Genomic DNA, 16,775 nt, shown 5'->3' with positions numbered 1-16,775 from the left:
TGCTAAAACTCAAACTGATAGAGCAGATCAAGTGCCTGGTCTACGCCGGACACTGCTTCCAGATATAGCTTAGGCATCAGGCGATAGCGTAACGTGAGTGTTGCCAGTGAGTCAAAGATCCCCACACCATATTTTACCTGCAGACCCGGCAGTACATAGCCGCTGACCACCACCTGCGAGGAGTCACCCACGCCCTGGGTGTCCAGCGCCAGATTGCTTACGCCGAACGTCTCGCCGATTTTACCCACAACCTGCCCACTTTGTGCAACCCCCAGGCCGACCAACATTGAGGTCATCGCCGCGCTGTCGCTCTGACCGCTGTCCAGGCCTTGTCCGCGCAGCAGGTAAGAGAGAGCTTCCTGCTGCGACATCGCCGGGTCAGAGAAGATCTCCGCCTTCGGTTCGTCGGCAGAGCCGGTAACGCGTACGCCAGCAATGACGTCGTTTTCCGTCGCTTCCGGGTTACGAATCGCTTCGATGTTCAACAATGGTTGATCCGGTGGACCGGAGAACAGCAGCTCGCCTTTGCGGACAATCAGATCCTGACCATAGGCGTGGAAACGCCCTTCAGGGATATTGATCTGCCCGTTCAGGCCAAGCCCTTGCTTATCCTGCGCCACTTTCAGGTCGCCCGTGAGCCTCGCCTTCAGCCCAAACGCATCCAACCGCACGTTATTCCCCACGTGCACGATAAGGTTACTATTAATCGGTATGCCAGCGCTCTTCTCTTCGGCAGGTTTCAGATTTTCATTGAGCATAACTTCATCACTGGAGACGCCGACCGCGCTTTCCGGTACCTCGTGAACCACGATGCGCGCCCACGGCACGTCCACGCGGCCATCCAGGGTGAAGAGGCTTGGCGTCGCTTCAAAGACCACGTCCGGCGAGACGTCCAGGCGCACCATTGGCGGTACAGTGATGCGCACCTTACTGCCTTTCGCAGCAATACGGGCTCGCCAGTTGTCGAGCTGGCTCCAGTCCGCGTCGCCGCTCAGGTTAATTTGCCCCTGCTGAGTTAATACCGAGCCGCTCAGCGTCGAGCTCATGCCGTTGAAGTTCATCGCGATCTGGCTGGGCTGCATATCAAACGGCATGAAGTTACCGTCGATATCCACACCGCTGAGCCGCAGCTGGCCGAACAGCTGAGGGCTTTGCGCGTCGCCAGCCAGACGCAGATTGGCATTCACCATGCCCTCGGCTTTTTCCCCGCGGGCGAAAATCGGGTTCACCATCGCCAGGTTGAAGTTCCGAATATTGACGTTACCGCCCAGATTGCGCCGTCCCTGCGGATCGGTGATCTGTATCTGCCCGTCCATCTGCCCGTTGTTGGTCAGTCGGATAAGCCATCCCAGCTCCGCACGGTTGTTATGCAGGTCCGCGCTGACGTTCAGGGTATCGAAGGCCACCGGCAGCGGCGCGTCGTTCACCTCCTGCGTCACCTTCACGTTGCGGCCGGAGAGCGTAACGCTGCCCTGTGGCAGCCCCTCTTTGGTGGTGTCCCAGGCGACATCGGCTTTCCCGCTGAAGACGCCGCTTGCCTGCGTGGTATCCGGCATAAACGGTTTAAGCATCGCCAGATCGAAACGGTTGAGGTTGATCTGCGCGCGCCCTTCCGCGCCCGCATCAATGGTCTGCGGCACGCACAGCTCCGCATTCGGGTTGGTCCAGCAGTGTGGCCCGATGCTGATCTTCTGCTCGGCGTTACGGTAGTCCAGCGCAATAGAGCGCGACAGCGCCAGCGGACCCACCGGGGTGTTGAAGCGGGTGTTGTCCAGCGTCCCTTTCCAGCGCGCTTCTTTGCGATCGAAGCTGCCGGTCAGGTGAAGCTGGCCGGAAACCGGTTCGCCCTGCACACGCAGCTGGAGATCGTGCTGCTTCTCGTTCCCTTTGGCGTCCAGAGTCACCAGGCTAATGTTGACGTCCGGCTGGGAAATGCGCTCCACGCGCAGGTTCAGGTTGCCGCCGATTTGATCGGTGGATTTCACATCCCCTTCCACGCGGACGCGGGCGACGCTCAGTTCCTGCCAGCGCAGGTTATTGGCGGTAATGTCCGCCAGCAGCTGTGGCGCCTCCACGGTGCCGCGCACTTTCACGAGCCCTTTCGCCGTACCGCCCAGACCCGGCAGAGCGTTATCCAGATTCGGCGCGTCGATGGTGGCATCCAGATTGAGATCCTTCACCCCCAGTTCGCCTTTGATATCCGCCGTGTTGCGGCCCAGCGCCACGTGCAGCCCTGGAATCACCCACTGCAGGTAACTGTTGCCTTTCACCGAGCCTTCAACGTTCACCTTGTTCTGCTTCACGTTCCCGGTGAGCTTGATTTCCGGCACGTCCATCTGCCACGTACCGCCGTAGAGGCTGCCGCGGGTTTTAATCAAACCATCGAGCTTCGACGGCCAGTCCGGCACCTCTTTGGCGGTGTTGATCCCCTTCAGCTTCAGTTCGCCGCGCCAGCTGATCGCCTGCTGCCAGTCGAGCAGCGCGGTCAGCTCGGTCTTACCTTCCAGCGCCGCGACGGTCAGCTTGTCGAGGTTAACCTGCTGTTCGTTGCCTTTTGCATCCAGCGTGATAGTTGCGGGCGGGACGTCCTGCCCCTTCACCGCGGTGCGGAACGAGAGCGTGTAGTCGGTCATCTTGCCGCTCAGCTTCAGCTTCAGGTCATCGGCCTGATACTGTTTTTCGCCGGTAAACGGCCAGTAAAGCTGCTTGCTGACCACCTCAAGATTGAGCGGCAGCCCGGCTTCCGCCAGCTGGGTTTGCGCACGCAGGACCATGTCTACCGGGCCGGAGAGATTCACCCCGACGTCCAGCTTTTCGCGCAGCGCCCCGCCCACTTTAACCTTCACTTTTTCGCCCTTCAGCGGTTCAATATTAAGCGAGCTGTTGAGGGTGATATCCACCGGCCAGTTGTCGCGCAGCAGGGCGTTGCCTGACGCGTTCACCGAGCCCTGGTTGGTGTCGATATCCAGCGCGTCGAGCTTCATGTTGCCGTCAATGCTGCTGACTTTCAGCAGCATGTTATAGACCGTCAGGTCGGTATCGCCGGTCAGGCGCAGCTGTTCGCCTTTGAACTCCTCAATGTTGAGGTTCAGCGGCAGATGCACGTCGGTCATTTCCGGCAGAACAGGCTTCGAGAAGAGATCTTTCAGCGTTTCGCCCAGCGGCTTCTCTTCCGGCTGCGGGTTCTGGATCTTCGGCTCGACGATCTCCTCCTGCGCCACGTCCGCCACTTTCGGCAGCGCGATCAGCAACCCCTGCAGTGAGGTTGGCGTCAGGGTGAGGTTTTTCTCCTGCCAGCGCAGGCCGGAGGTGAAGTCCATGACGGACACGGTGGTGTCGTCGATTTTGATATTGACGTTATCCAGCGCCACCCGATAAAGCGCAATCGGGTACGGCGTGGAGAGATTCAGCGGGCCGCCGTCCTCTTCCTCAGCCGGCGCAGACGGCGGCATCTTCTTTGAGTCTATCGCCACGTTGACGTCTTTTAGCGACAGATCGTTCACGCAGAGCTTACTGTCCCGAAGGCATCCCAGCTTCACCGCGAGATGGAATTCCCCGGCGTTGACCGCCACGCCAGGTTGCTCGTAGCGGATGTTCTTCAGACGCAGATCGCGCCAGCCGCCCGTCACCTGACCAATCTCCAGCCCCGGCACCCAGCGGTTCGCAGCGTTAAACAGCAGATGCAGCCCGGTCGTCGTTCCTACCAGAAACGCCACCGTACCGAGCAGCAGCACGATAAAAATCAGCACCCCGAGGCTTATTTTCTTCCATAAACTCATAATTCAGGCCCCAGACCGATGTAAAACTGTAATCCGTGTTCGTCTTTGTCGCCGACAGGCACGGCGAAATCGAGCTTGATGGGCCCGACGGGTGATTGCCAGCGTACGCCCACGCCCGCGCCGGTTTTGAAATCGCTGCGGCGGATATCGTTCACCGCTTCACCACCGTCAACAAACATGGCGCCCCACCACTTGCCGCTGACGTTGTACTGATACTCCAGCGATCCGGTCGCCAGTTTTGATGCCCCGGTCAGCTGGCCTTTTTCGTTTTCAGGCGAGATCGATTTGTACTTATACCCGCGAATGCTGCGGTCGCCCCCGGCGAAGAAGCGCAGGTCCGGCGGAACGCGCTCGAAATCGCCCGTTTCAATCCAGCCGAGATTGCCGCGCATGACAAAGCGGTGTTTGTCATACAGCGTGCGGATCCAGACGTTTTGCGCCTGCACCACAGTGAAGTCGACGTCAGAGCCCCACATCGTATTGGAGTAGTCGATAGAGTAACGCTGTGAATCCCCCCAGGTTGGCATCAGGCCACCGCGCGAGCGGGTGCGGCTGATCATCACCCCAGGATAGAGCAGCATGGTGGTGTTGGTGACGTTAGCCTGGGTAAAGTGGTCCAGGCTCCAGCGCAGGTTAATGGCGCGCTGCCAGCCGCTGGAGAGATCCCAGAAGCGGGAAACCGCGAGCGTGGTGGAGTCGGACTCCGTATCGTTCAGGTCGGTACGCTTAAAGCCCCCCTGGACCAGATAGTACTGCTCAAGCGGGTTTTTCAGCAGCGGCATTTTGTAGCTGAAATCAAGCTGCTGTTCCGGGGCGGAAATGCTGGCGCTGGTGGTCAGGCTGTGGCCGTAGGAGTTCATCCACGGCTTTTTCCAGGTGGCCTTCACGCGCGGGCCGACGTCTGTCGAGTAGCCAACACCGGTCTCAATGGTGTTCTCGGTGCGCGGCGAGACAACGCCATGCAGCGGCAACACCTTGGTTTTGCGAGACTTATCAAATTCCGGTGCGACAACCACGGAGTTAAACCAGCCGGTAGCAGAAAGACGACGGTTCAGCTCCGCCAGGTCGCTCGACTGGTAGTAATCCCCTTTTTTAAACGGCACGAGGTTTTGCAGGTACTCTTCACGAATTTGCGAACCTTCAAACGTTACATCACCAAAGCGGTAGCGTTCCCCGCTGTCATAATCGATATCCCAGAAGGCCTGACGTCGATCCAGCGCAATGCCCAGCTGGCTTTTATTGAACTGGCTGTCGAAGTAGCCCTTGCGCAGGGAGACGCTCGTCAGCTCTTTTTTGAAGTGGTCGTAGTCGCCGTGATTGAGCACGGTGCCGACTTTTGGCCGCGTGCTGAGCAGATCCAGGTAATCCCGGTCGGTACGCGCGCCGCCGCGCAGGATGACGTTCGTGCCACCGATCAGCACCGGCTCACCCGGTGAGACGCGGGCAATAAGCACCTGACGCCCCTTCTTTGGCGGCGGGCGGAGATCGAAATCAATGGTGGGTTCGTAATACCCCAGCGCTTTTAGCCCTTCACGGATCGCATCATCCACGCGCGCACGAAAACGCCGGTCCGGCGTCACCTCATCACTCTGGATAGTCGACAGCTGCGCACGCACGTTTTTTTCCAGCGCCCCGGATAACCCCTCAACCTGCAAACGGACATTCGCCGCGCTGGCAACCCCGCTTGTCAGCAACACACTGACTAAACATAACTGGCGGATTTTTGTCACGTTTTCTCCTGAATATCCCTTTTCCACCCTGGAAGCAAATGAAGCGCCGCTGTGCGGCAAAATACGGCCTGGTAGCCAAAAACCCAAATCGTGGGTTGAAAACGGGTGTAACACCCAAATATTTCTTATGATTAAATCTAGTCTCATTCAGCGCATTTATTGTGTTCAATTAAACGCTTCGTGACAACCTTAACCGAAACATCGCACCCCGGGAGGCCCCATCGTGAGTTTATTCGACAAAAAGCATCTGGTTTCACAAGCTGATGCATTACCGGGACGCAACACCCCTATGCCTGTGGCAACCTTACACACCGTCAACAACCATTCAATGACCAACGTGCCGGATGGAATGGAAATCGCCCTGTTCGCCATGGGCTGCTTCTGGGGCGTTGAGCGCCTCTTCTGGCAGTTGCCCGGCGTGTACAGCACCGCGGCCGGCTACACGGGCGGTTACACGCCGAACCCAACCTACCGCGAAGTCTGCTCCGGCGAAACCGGGCATGCGGAAGCGGTCCGCGTGGTGTATGACCCTGCGGTCATTAGCTACGAACAGCTCCTGCAGGTCTTCTGGGAAAACCACGACCCGGCCCAGGGCATGCGTCAGGGCAACGACCACGGCACGCAGTACCGCTCGGCGATTTATCCGCTCACGCCTGAGCAGGATACCGCCGCGCGCGCCAGTCTTGAGCGTTTCCAGCAGGCCATGCGTGAAGCGGGTGATACGCGCGACGTGACGACAGAGATCGCCGCCGCGAAACCGTTCTACTATGCCGAGGACGATCACCAGCAGTACCTGCACAAAAATCCGTACGGCTACTGCGGTATCGGGGGCATCGGCGTCTGTCTGCCGCCACAGCTGGCCTGATTAGCGTTCCAGCGCCACGCGAGCCGCGTGGCGCGTGGCGTTACTGACCGAACCGTAGTCCATTACCTTCCCCTGCAGCAGCAGGTTAAAGACCGGCACCTGCGGCCGGTTGAGCCGCGTTTGCAGCAGGTGTACGGCTTCAATCCCCAGCTCGCGACAGGGCACCGTCACGCCCGTGACCGGTTTTTCCAGACGGTGCGCCAGGTTCCATGCAAAATCGGTCGTAATCAGCGAAATGTCTTCCGGAATGCGCAGCCCGTGGCGGGTTAACGCCCTGACTACCCCCTCCACCATGCTGGTGCTGTTCGGGAAAATAACCTCCGGCCACTGGGATCTGTCATGATTCATCAGCCACGCATCCAGCGCCCGCTCGGCCTCCTCTGCGGTAAACCACTCCGTCACCAGCAAATCTCGCTGGGGATCAAAGGCCACGTGAAAATGGCGGTACGCCTCTTTAATGCCGTCCAGACGCGCATACAGCGTTTCTCGCCGCAGGCAGGTGAGCGTGAGTACCCGCCGATGTCCCTGCTCAAAAAGATACTGCATGGCGGTAAAGCCAATCGCCCGGTGATCGGGCGAAACGGCATCCAGCTCCCGATCCCGGTCAACGGAATTAATTAATACGCAGGGCTTATTCAGCGTGCTGGCGAGTTTAAATATGGTGGAATCATCAGTCCCAATAATAATTATCGCGTTGATATTCTTCTGGCTGGCCTTTTCCATAAATAACTTCACATCGGCGTGCTGCTCTTCTAATCCACAGCAGCTGACCCACACGTTGTGCCGCGCGCAGGCTTCAGCAATCCCTTTCGTCACTTCCAGATAAAAAATATCCCCGCGTCCCTGAAAGGTTCTTTCTGGTGCAAAAACAGCGATACCGTTAATTAATAGCCTTCCGCTCGCCATTGACTCCAGTACGCCTAATTCTCGTGCGGTGCGAACGATCGCCTCCCGGGCTTTATCGCTGGTATACGATTTGCCGCTTAACACCCGCGAAACCGTGCTGACGGAAAAGCCCGTCAGGGCCGCAATTTCCTCCATTTTTAACCTGCCGGGCATAGTGTGACCTCGCTCTCATTCAGTTTTTGCAAATATTTGCAGAAACAGCCTTTTGATTTTAAAACCAAATTTCAAAAAGCCTGGAGATTACTTAACCACCTTGCGAGTATTCTCACAAAAACACATTGTCGCTGCGGCTCGCCTTTCCTATTTTCCGGTCATCACTTCTTTTCAACAGAAATTAAGGTGTGACATGGAGAAGGTACGTTTTGGCATTATTGGAATAGGTAATATCGGTACGGTCCACGCACGCTATTTACTGGCGGGTACGGTCAGCGACGCCTGCCTGACGGCAGTTTGCGATAATGCCGTTGAAAAGCACCCGGCTATTCGCCAACTGGTCGGCACCCTCCCGTTATTCAGCGACGCGCAGGAGATGCTCCAGAGCGGGCTTATCGACGCGGTGATTGTCGCGACGCCGCACTACGAGCATCCGCGCCTGTCGATGCTGGCGATGCGCAACGGTATCCACACCCTGTGTGAAAAACCGGCAGGCGTATATACGGCGCAGGTGCAGGAGATGAACGCCTGCGCCCGGGAGTGCGACGTGATGTTTGGCATCATGTACAACCAGCGCCCGAATCCGCTTTACCAGAAGGTGAAAGATCTTATCGACAGCGGCGAGCTGGGTGAGATCCGCCGCTCCAACTGGATCATCACCAACTGGTATCGCTCGCAGAGCTACTACAACTCCGGCGGCTGGCGCGCCACCTGGAAAGGAGAAGGCGGCGGCGTGCTGCTCAACCAGGACCCGCATCAGCTCGATCTCTGGCAGTGGCTGGTGGGGATGCCGGTCCGCCTGCGCGCGTTCTGTCAGTTCGGCAAGCATCGCGATATCGAAGTGGAAGACGAGGTCACCGCCTACGCTGAGTATGCCAACGGCGCGACCGGCGTGTTTATCACCACCGTGGCGGAAACGCCGGGTACCAACCGGCTGGAAATCGTCGGCGACCGCGGCAAGGTGGTCGTTGAAGAGGGCAAGCTGCGCTACTGGCGGCTGCGTGAGTCCGAAACCGCCTTCAACGCCCGCTGGCAAAACGGCTTCGGTGAACCTGAATGCTGGGAGGTGACGCTCCCCGTCGCCCCGGAATGCAGCGATCATCACGTTATTACCGCCAACTTCTGTGCCGCCATCCTTCGCGGCGAGCCGCTGATTGCGCCGGGTCTGGAGGGGATCCGCGGGCTGACGCTCTCCAACGCCATGCACCTCTCCACCTGGACAGACGACTGGGTCGACCTGCCGCTCAACGAGAAACAGTATCTGCGCCTGCTTCAACAGCGTATCAGCACCTCAGTAGCTAAAGAGACCGCCAGCGTCACGCTGGACGCCTCTGGCACCTGGTAACTTCGGAGATAAAACGATGTTAAATGTCGCCATCGTGGGAACAGGGAATATCTCCCATAACCATATTCAGGGCTATTTGCAGTTTGGTCAGCGCTGCCGGATCGTCGCGCTGGTCGATATCTACCCGGAAAAAGCCCACGAGAAAAAAACGCGCTACGGCCTGACGGATGCGCGCGTGTATGAAAGCCACCAGCAGATGCTGGCGTCAGAGGCGGATATCCACATCGTCGACGTATGTACCCCGCCTTACGTCCATGCAGAAATCAGCATTGATGCCCTGCACGCGGGTTGCCACGTGCTGTGCGAAAAACCGATGGCCGCCTCGCTGGAGGAGTGCGACGCGATGATCGCCGCACAAAAGGCCAGCGGCAAGACGCTCTCCATCATTGCCCAGAACCGTTTTACCGATGCCTTCTGGCGCTTAAAAGCCGCGCTGGAATCGGGGCTCGCCGGGAAGATTTGCCACGCGCAGGTGGATTCGCTCTGGTGGCGCGGACACTGCTACTACGACCTGTGGTGGCGGCACCTGGGAAAAAGAGGGCGGCGGCTGCACCCTGAACCACGCGGTACACCATATCGACGCCTTTCAGTGGATGCTCGGCTTCCCGTCAGAGGTGGTGGCGATGATGACCAACGTGGCGCACGACAACGCCGAAGTGGAAGACCTCAGCGCGGCAATTTTCAAATACCCCGGCGGCGCGCTCGCGCAGCTTACCGCCTCCGTTGTGCACCACGGGGAAGATCAGAAGATCGTCATTCAGGGCGATAAGGCGCGCATCTCCGCGCCGTGGCAGGCCTTCGCCAGCGTCAGTGCCGATAATGGCTTCCCGCAGGAAACTAACGACCTGTCGCGAGAAGCGCAGCTCAACGCCGTTTTTCACGACACCCGAAAACTCGAATGGACGCTGCACGCCGGGCAGATTAACGATCTGCTTTATGCCATCGAGCACGGCACGGCGCCGTTAGTGGATGGGTTACAGGGCAAACGCTCGCTGGAGCTGATTACCGCGATCTATAAATCCGCCATTACCCGGAGCGTAGTTTCGCTGCCGATTCAGCGTGATGACCCGTTTTATCGCACCGGCGGGACCAACGCCCTCGCCCCCCGTTTTTATGAAAAATCTGCAAGCGTCGCCAACTTCAGCGAAGTGGGCGCTATCCCTCTGGGTAAAGATCTGGATCGAGGAGTATCAGCATGAACAAAAATGACGGAATGAACTACGCCCCGGTGGGCAAACCGCAGCCCGTTGTCAGGGAAGGAGAGTTTGTGTTTGCCGCCGCCGCGCTCGACCACGGCCATATCTACGGGATGAGTAACGGCCTGATTGAAGCTGGCGCCACGCTGAAGTGGGTGTACGACCCCGATCCGGCCAAAGTGGATAAATTTATCCAGCAGTACCCGCAGGCAAAAGTGGCGCAGTCGCTGGAGGTGATACTCAACGACGACGAGGTGCGTCTGGTTGCGGGTGCGGCCATCCCGTCCGAACGCTGCGCGCTGGGGCTGAAAGCAATGGCGGAGGGCAAGGACTACTTCACGGATAAAGCACCGCTCACCACGCTTGAACAGCTGGCCGACGCTAAAGCGATGGTGGAGAAAACCGGGAAGAAATACGCGGTGTACTACAGCGAACGCCTGCACGTAGAGAGTGCGGTTTTTGCCGGACAGCTGGTGCAGCAGGGCGCGATTGGCCGCGTCGTGCAAACCCTGGGAACCGGCCCGCACCGGGAAGGCACCGGTCGCCCGGACTGGTTCTACGATCGTCGTTACTTCGGCGGCATTCTGTGCGATATCGGCAGCCACCAGATTGAGCAATTCCTGTTTTACACCGGAAACAGCGAGGCCTCCGTGGTGGCAAGCCAGGTTCGCAACGTTAAACACCCGCAGTACCCGGCATTTGAAGATTTTGGCGATGCCATGCTGAAAGGAGAAAACGGCGCCAGCGGCTATTTCCGCTGCGACTGGTTCACCCCGGACGGGCTCTCAACCTGGGGCGACGGCCGCCTGACGCTGCTCGGCACCGAAGGCTATATCGAAATCCGTAAATATGTCGATCTCACCCGCGGCGAGCAGGACGTGGTTTACCTGGTCAATAAAGAGGGGGAATTCCGTTATCCGGTGGCTGGGCAGGTCGGGTTCCCGTTCTTTGGTGAACTGATCCTCGACTGCCTGCACCGTACCGAAAACGCCATGACGCAGTCGCACGCCTTCAAGGCGGCGGAGCTCTGCGTGAAGGCACAGATGCTGACCAACGCGACGGCATAACGGGAGGTAACGATGACGATCCTGAACACGGCGGTTATCGGCGCCGGCGCGATTCACGGCTGCCATGTGAACGCCTTACGCCAGATCCCCAACGTCGCGCTGCGCGCGCTGGTAGACATCGACAGCGTCAAAGGACTGAAGCTGGCGATGGATTACCAGTGCCGTTTTTATCAGGATTACCGGGAAATGCTGCGGAATGATGCCATCGACGTGGTCCATATCTGCACGCCGCATTTCGAACATAAACGTATGATCCTGGATGCACTCTCTGCCGGGAAGCATGTGTTCTGCGAAAAACCGGTAGGGATGAACAGCAGCGAGCTCGACGATATCGCCCGCGCCGTTGAGCAGGCTCCAGGCCTGCTTGGCGTTTGCTATCAGAACCGGCTCAACCCCACCAGCCTGCGCATCCGTCAGGCGCTGAACGATGGCGAACTGGGGAAGATGCTCAGTATGAAAGCGGTGCTGACGTGGTCACGCTCGGGGGCGTATTACACCGAAAGCCCGTGGCGTGGACGGCTGGCAACGGAAGGCGGCAGCCTGCTGATCAACCAGGCGATCCATACCCTTGACCTGATGCAGTGGTTCACCGGCGGCGTGACGCGTTTGAAAGGCGTGGTGGATAGCGGTGAACTGGCGGACGTCACCGAAGGGGAAGACAGCGCAATGGCGACGCTGCACTTTGCCAACGGCGCGCGCGGCCTGTTTTATGCCAGCAACTGCAATACCGTGGATTCCCCTCTCTGGCTGGAAATCCACTGCGAACGGGGTTCGCTGTTATTGAATGACAACGTGCTCTGGCGCATCACCCCCGGCGAGCGTCGCAGGCTGGTGAGCGATGACTCCCCTGACGGCTCGGTCAAAAGCTACTGGGGGCTGGGACATCAGCAGGCGATCCGCCGTTTTTATCACGCCATTAATCACTCGGGAGAAACGGACTACACCGATATCCATTCTGCCGGAAAATCACTCGCGCTTGTGGAGGCCCTTTATCGCTCATCTCAATTGAGACAATGGATAGATATCAATAATTAGAACGTAATGTGTCGTCCAGCAGTAAATAAAAATACGACCTGAAAACAGGTTAATCATTACCCTACACTGGATATTATTATGGTCAAACCAACTGAACGTAGAGTTGGTTATGGCGTAGCGCTTGGCTACGGCGTAACCGATCTGTTTGGCGGAGGCGCTTTCGCCATTATCGGCACCTGGCTGCTATTTTTTTACACCACCTATTGCGGACTCTCGGTTATTGAAGCGGGTTCGATATTCGCGATTGCCCGCGTCATTGATGCACTCTTAAGCCCGATTATGGGCTATATCACCGATAATTTCGGCAATACCTGGCTCGGCCGTAAATTTGGCCGTCGCCGCTTCTTTTTATTACTCAGCTCCCCATTAATGTTTTTGTATGCCCTGCTGTGGCTGACGGATATGGGCTACTGGTATTACCTGGGAACCTATCTCTCGATCGAATTGCTGTCGGCGATGGTGCTGGTGCCCTGGGAGACGCTGGCGGCGGAAATGACAAACCGCTATGAAGAGCGTAGCCGCCTCTCCGGCGTGCGTATGATCTGCTCCCAACTGGGTGGTTTCCTTGCGGTTTCCGTCCCGGGCGTGATCATGCAGTTCACGGGGAAAGATAATCCGTTTACCTATACCCTCACCGGGCTGATATTTTCCTGCGTATTTTGCATCGCGGTATTTATTACCTGGTACACCACCTGGGAAGCCAAAGATGTGCAGCAGGAATCCGATTTTAAGGTGGATAACCAGCGCAGCAGCGGAATACTTAATCACCTGAAATATCTGGTACTGGATCTCTTTTCCTCATTCCGCATTCGCGCGTTCCGCCTGCATATTATTATTTATATCTTTTCGTTTACGGCGATGGACGTATTCGGTTCGGTGTTTACTTATTACGTCGTGTACTGTCTGAGCCAGGATGCGGCTGCGGTATCCGGCTGGTTGAGCATTGCGGCCTTCGCCTCGGTACCCGGCACGTACGGGTTTATGCTACTGCTGAACCGGCTGAATGTTACCCCTTCAGCCGCTCTGCGCCTCTCCTACGGCTGTATCTTCTGCGTGCTGGTATTCCTGTTTACGGTCTACCTCACCAAAACGCAGGTGCCGACGCTGCTGTTCTCGGCGGTCTTTATCCTGCTGGGCGCTTCCCGCTCTGGCCTCTACTATATTCCGTGGAACATCTACAGCTTTATTCCGGATATCGACGAGATGGTGACGCAGCAGCGCCGCGAAGGGATTTTTGCCGGCGTGATGGTTCTGACCCGCAAAAGCACCGTGGCAATTGCCATCATGATTATTGGCCTTGTGCTGCAGGAGTCCGGCTTCGTGAAGGGCAGCGGCGCACAGCCAGAAAGCGCGCTGGAGGCAATTATCGGCCTGATGATCTTCGCAACGGCAGCCCTTCTGGCGGTGAGCTTCTTTACCACCTACAAATTTAAGCTCACCCGCGAGACGCATAAGCTGCTGCTCAAGGAGATTGCCCGCCGGAAATTGGGCGGAGATTACCGCGACTGCGACGCCAGAACCCGCCTGATAATCAAGCAGTTGACGGGTTATGAGTATGACCAGGTGTGGGGAGGCGATGCCACACGACGGACGGTGGGAAGCGCCAGCTTATCTCCCGTGAAATAACCTCGCGTACCGGGCAGCACCCCGCTGTCCGGTCTGTTTTTATGCCAAAATGTGACCTCTGGCAGATTTACATCTCTTTACGCTCTACCTAAATGAGATTCTTGATCGATCATTTTTCAGTCAATACAGGGTTAGTGGAAAGTTCAGTACTGAGATCTGATTACACGGCATTTTGTCGGCGGGGTAGAAGCTGATCAGGTGAACGAGATTTTAAATCAGGTGGAAAAAAACAAACTGTACTTTTTCCTGATTAAAAGATTACTTAAGGTTTTTTGCCAAAATCGGGAGGACTGAGATTTGATTATTTTGTGCTCTAAAAACCAGTAACCTAATCGCTTTGTATTCACGTACAAGAAAAGCCGCTTTAGCGGCTTTATAAAAAAGACTTAGAGTAATAAGTAAGATGTTATGATGGTTGTACAAAACAGAACAATCATTATTAAGAATAAAGTGAACTTAATTTTTAGCCACGATACTTCCTCGCCAGGTAAATTTTTGATGAAATCATAATGTTCGGGGTTCATATTCCTCACAGGAAAACTTCCCTTTTTAAAAGCAAATGGGAAGATGAAGTACATATCTTTTTGAAAAGCTAAGAATATCCCCCCTGCTTGTGCAAGGATTATACCTGCGGGTACGTATCCAAATCGTTCTTTAAAAAGATCGCACAATAAAAGATGTTGTTTATTCTTCGTCACCGAATATGCACATGCTACAATTGTCGATAAAACAAACAATATGAATATGATAGCAGATACAATTTTCATCATTTTCCTACTGTGTTATAAATTATTTCACCATATTCTTCGCCTTTGTCTGAGAGATACTCTCCGCCTACATACCCCCCACCAGTACCAAGAATTACACCACAAGCTAATGCACCTGCTCCGGCAACTTCTATTATTAAAGCCCCCAAAATGACAGAGCAGAGGCCAACACCAGTAGCACCGCCAGCATAACTACCAGCAAGCCCCCCTACAAAGCTACCTATTTCCGTGTATTTCTTTTTAGTACATTCGCTTTCACGACCAACAGAACAAGCCTCATTTATTTCATTGATAGAATGCAAAGCACTAAAGCCGATCCCGACATAACCAACATATCGCATAGCTGCTACATATTTTGCCGCTCGCTCTATATGTGTAGCGTAGCCATCAATATCACTTATTCCCGTTTCATTCCATTTATGAGTTATCGATTTAGTTGATAAACCAAGAGCACTTTTTAAGTTGTTGTACTCACCAAGTTTCATACCTTTATTAAGGAAGCCGACTTTAAGTACATGATCAAGTTCCTTGAATAGTTGAGCACGTCTTACATAGAACTGTTCACCAATCAAAGCCCCTCTTGTCATGTATGTATTCTTGTACGTTTCCTGAATTTCTTTCAGGATTTTCTCTATATTTTCGAAATACTTCCCAACAGGTTCAGCAGCAAGCCCTATTCCTTTATCGGCGATGTTGCTAAAGTTAGCTATTGTTGCATAGTGATCGTGTAAGAAGTTAGCCTCTTTATGCGTAAGCGGTTCTAATGCTGTATCAATACGTTGTTTAGCGACCTGCATATGTGCGATCTGATCACTGTCCTGTTTTTCTGGATCAACAACAAGTAGGATAGAACCAGCTTTGTATTCCTTACCTTCTCCATTAAGTGAACGGTAAAGTTCGCGTGTTCCTGCTGGCGGTTCACTTTCGAACAGATAGCTTTCATAGGCTCCAGTTTCAGCACCGTAAGGAAGTACACAAAAGCCAGCATCTACTGGTTCACGTTTAGTTTCTTCCTTATGTGGTTTTTTAGCTGTCTGGGCGTGCTGTACGGGTTCTTCCGCTTTTGTTGGTACAGGAACAGCTAAAGGGGCAGCAGTAACTACAGGGATAGCCTTAACTGCTTTCTTTTCCTCGACCCAATAGGAAGCATTTGGGAATGACGAAATGAAACTTGCGTTACAGGGGCATGTACTACGGCTATGCAAAGTACCTGCTGCGGCAACTCCATGAATCGAGTAAGTGGGGATACCACCTGCGATATGGTATACCTTGCCATCTTTACCACAAGAGACAGAATCGCCATTTCTCGCGGTTGCAATCCCTCCAAAGCTGTGATTTGGGGAACCTGAAAGAATACTACCGCCGCACGTTGTCTTGTCGCCAATCCTCAGAAAATGACCAGTAGCCATAGAATCATCCTTAATGAAGTTTGTTAGCAGGTTTAGAACCATTCACTGCCAGAGAAGATACGATCCACATTTGCTTTTCGATGGAATAGGTGGATACACAGTATTGCGTTGCAGGGCTGATCATCGGTATTGCGGTGACAAGTGCCGTTGATACAGCATTACGAGCGTGTTCTTTGATGAGATCGAGAGGTTGAGAGTTCAGGATCTCCATTGATTCACAGTAGCTGGGAAACTCTTCATGCCAGTAACCATTCATCCCGTCGAACAGGGATTCATCGAATTTCAGGATTACCTTGTTTGTGATGGGATCTAAGCCGTCACCGATAGGGAATGATTCAGGGAATTGCAGAGTTCGGTATAGATCAGATTGCAGTATTAGGTTTCTGAAATCGTCGATTGAGAACCCAAACACAAGCATCATGCCATAATGTGACTTATGCGCTTTCGTGTTGATCATCATTTCTGTAATGTTCAGATCAGAGAATGGGTAAACCTTCCATTCCGACGGGGTTTCTGCCTGATTCAGTACTTCAGCAGCAATTGCCGCATCAACAATCGAAGTGTAAAGAGCCATCCCCTGAACATCGCCACCGCCAACCCACTGAGTCTCTAACCACTGAACCCCGTCATCATTTACTGTCATCCGGGCAACTGAAAAAAGTAAAGTTGGGCTGATGTAATCGTTTGTACCAGGTGCATAAAAATGAATCTTTTTGGTCATAACGTCCTGTACTCGTGTTGTTTTTTTTTGACTCTAATTCTCACATTAACATTGCGGTTTTGTACAGAGGTTGAGCTATTGACCTCACGTTTTTGCCACAAATACATAAAACAGAAAGTACTGAGATATCATTTAGTTGCCCTTAAAAAATGGCTACTTTCGCGACCTCGTGCCAG

Annotated in this window: 10 protein-coding genes and 1 pseudogene; 6 read left to right on the top strand and 5 right to left on the bottom strand. The window is 54.8% G+C overall.

Annotated features, from left to right (window positions below):
• Positions 1 to 2: 2 nt before the first annotated feature.
• Complete coding sequence (tamB, locus tag HBM95_02525; GenBank protein ID NIH41816.1) at positions 3 to 3,779, bottom strand: autotransporter assembly complex protein TamB; 3,777 nt, start codon at positions 3,777 to 3,779, stop codon at positions 3 to 5.
• Complete coding sequence (gene tamA / locus HBM95_02520; GenBank protein NIH41815.1) at positions 3,776 to 5,509, bottom strand: autotransporter assembly complex protein TamA; 1,734 nt, start codon at positions 5,507 to 5,509, stop codon at positions 3,776 to 3,778. The genes tamB and tamA overlap by 4 nt, the downstream gene beginning before the upstream one ends.
• 223 nt (positions 5,510 to 5,732) lie before the next feature.
• Here tamA and msrA point away from each other — a divergent pair, with 223 nt between their 5' ends.
• Positions 5,733 to 6,374 (top strand): peptide-methionine (S)-S-oxide reductase MsrA, encoded by a 642-nt coding sequence (gene msrA / locus HBM95_02515; GenBank protein NIH41814.1) that lies wholly within the window; start codon positions 5,733 to 5,735, stop codon positions 6,372 to 6,374.
• Here the strand turns inward: msrA and HBM95_02510 are convergent, their stop codons facing one another.
• Positions 6,375 to 7,433, bottom strand: a complete 1,059-nt coding sequence (locus HBM95_02510) for a LacI family transcriptional regulator (GenBank protein ID NIH41813.1) — start codon at positions 7,431 to 7,433, stop codon at positions 6,375 to 6,377.
• 193 nt (positions 7,434 to 7,626) lie between these two features.
• Between HBM95_02510 and HBM95_02505 the strand changes: the two genes are divergently transcribed.
• From HBM95_02505 to HBM95_02485, 5 genes and pseudogenes are all read left to right on the top strand, one after another.
• Complete coding sequence (locus HBM95_02505; GenBank protein NIH41812.1) at positions 7,627 to 8,778, top strand: Gfo/Idh/MocA family oxidoreductase; 1,152 nt, start codon at positions 7,627 to 7,629, stop codon at positions 8,776 to 8,778.
• Positions 8,779 to 8,794: 16 nt separating this feature from the next.
• Positions 8,795 to 9,977, top strand: a pseudogene (locus HBM95_02500) (Gfo/Idh/MocA family oxidoreductase).
• A complete protein-coding gene (locus HBM95_02495) occupies positions 9,974 to 11,041 on the top strand; it encodes a Gfo/Idh/MocA family oxidoreductase (GenBank protein NIH41811.1) in 1,068 nt (355 codons plus the stop codon). Before HBM95_02500 ends, HBM95_02495 begins: the two are co-directional and overlap by 4 nt.
• A gap of 12 nt (positions 11,042 to 11,053) precedes the next feature.
• Complete coding sequence (locus tag HBM95_02490; GenBank protein NIH41810.1) at positions 11,054 to 12,076, top strand: Gfo/Idh/MocA family oxidoreductase; 1,023 nt, start codon at positions 11,054 to 11,056, stop codon at positions 12,074 to 12,076.
• 78 nt (positions 12,077 to 12,154) lie between these two features.
• A complete protein-coding gene (locus tag HBM95_02485) occupies positions 12,155 to 13,702 on the top strand; it encodes an MFS transporter (GenBank protein NIH41809.1) in 1,548 nt (515 codons plus the stop codon).
• A gap of 766 nt (positions 13,703 to 14,468) precedes the next feature.
• Here HBM95_02485 and HBM95_02480 read toward each other — a convergent pair.
• Both HBM95_02480 and HBM95_02475 read right to left on the bottom strand, forming a co-directional pair.
• Positions 14,469 to 15,878, bottom strand: coding sequence for a PAAR domain-containing protein (locus HBM95_02480; GenBank protein ID NIH41808.1), 1,410 nt, complete (start codon positions 15,876 to 15,878; stop codon positions 14,469 to 14,471).
• Between the two features lie 10 nt (positions 15,879 to 15,888).
• Positions 15,889 to 16,599 carry a hypothetical protein gene (locus HBM95_02475; protein ID NIH41807.1) on the bottom strand — a complete coding sequence of 237 codons (711 nt, stop codon included), beginning with the start codon at positions 16,597 to 16,599 and terminating at the stop codon, positions 15,889 to 15,891.
• Between the last annotated feature and the right edge of the window lie 176 nt (positions 16,600 to 16,775).

This window comes from Enterobacter asburiae (assembly GCA_011754535.1).
Taxonomy (GTDB): Bacteria; Pseudomonadota; Gammaproteobacteria; order Enterobacterales; family Enterobacteriaceae; genus Enterobacter; species Enterobacter cloacae_N.
This window is presented reverse-complemented; position numbering and strand designations above follow the sequence as displayed.

Coding starts and splice junctions, on each gene's coding strand:
- HBM95_02510 (NIH41813.1), bottom strand. CDS start 7,433: ATGCCCGGCAGGTTAAAAATGGAGGAAATTGCGGCCCTGACGGGCTTT.
- HBM95_02505 (NIH41812.1), top strand. CDS start 7,627: ATGGAGAAGGTACGTTTTGGCATTATTGGAATAGGTAATATCGGTACG.
- HBM95_02480 (NIH41808.1), bottom strand. CDS start 15,878: ATGGCTACTGGTCATTTTCTGAGGATTGGCGACAAGACAACGTGCGGC.
- HBM95_02490 (NIH41810.1), top strand. CDS start 11,054: ATGACGATCCTGAACACGGCGGTTATCGGCGCCGGCGCGATTCACGGC.
- HBM95_02495 (NIH41811.1), top strand. CDS start 9,974: ATGAACAAAAATGACGGAATGAACTACGCCCCGGTGGGCAAACCGCAG.
- tamB (NIH41816.1), bottom strand. CDS start 3,779: ATGAGTTTATGGAAGAAAATAAGCCTCGGGGTGCTGATTTTTATCGTG.
- HBM95_02485 (NIH41809.1), top strand. CDS start 12,155: ATGGTCAAACCAACTGAACGTAGAGTTGGTTATGGCGTAGCGCTTGGC.
- HBM95_02475 (NIH41807.1), bottom strand. CDS start 16,599: ATGACCAAAAAGATTCATTTTTATGCACCTGGTACAAACGATTACATC.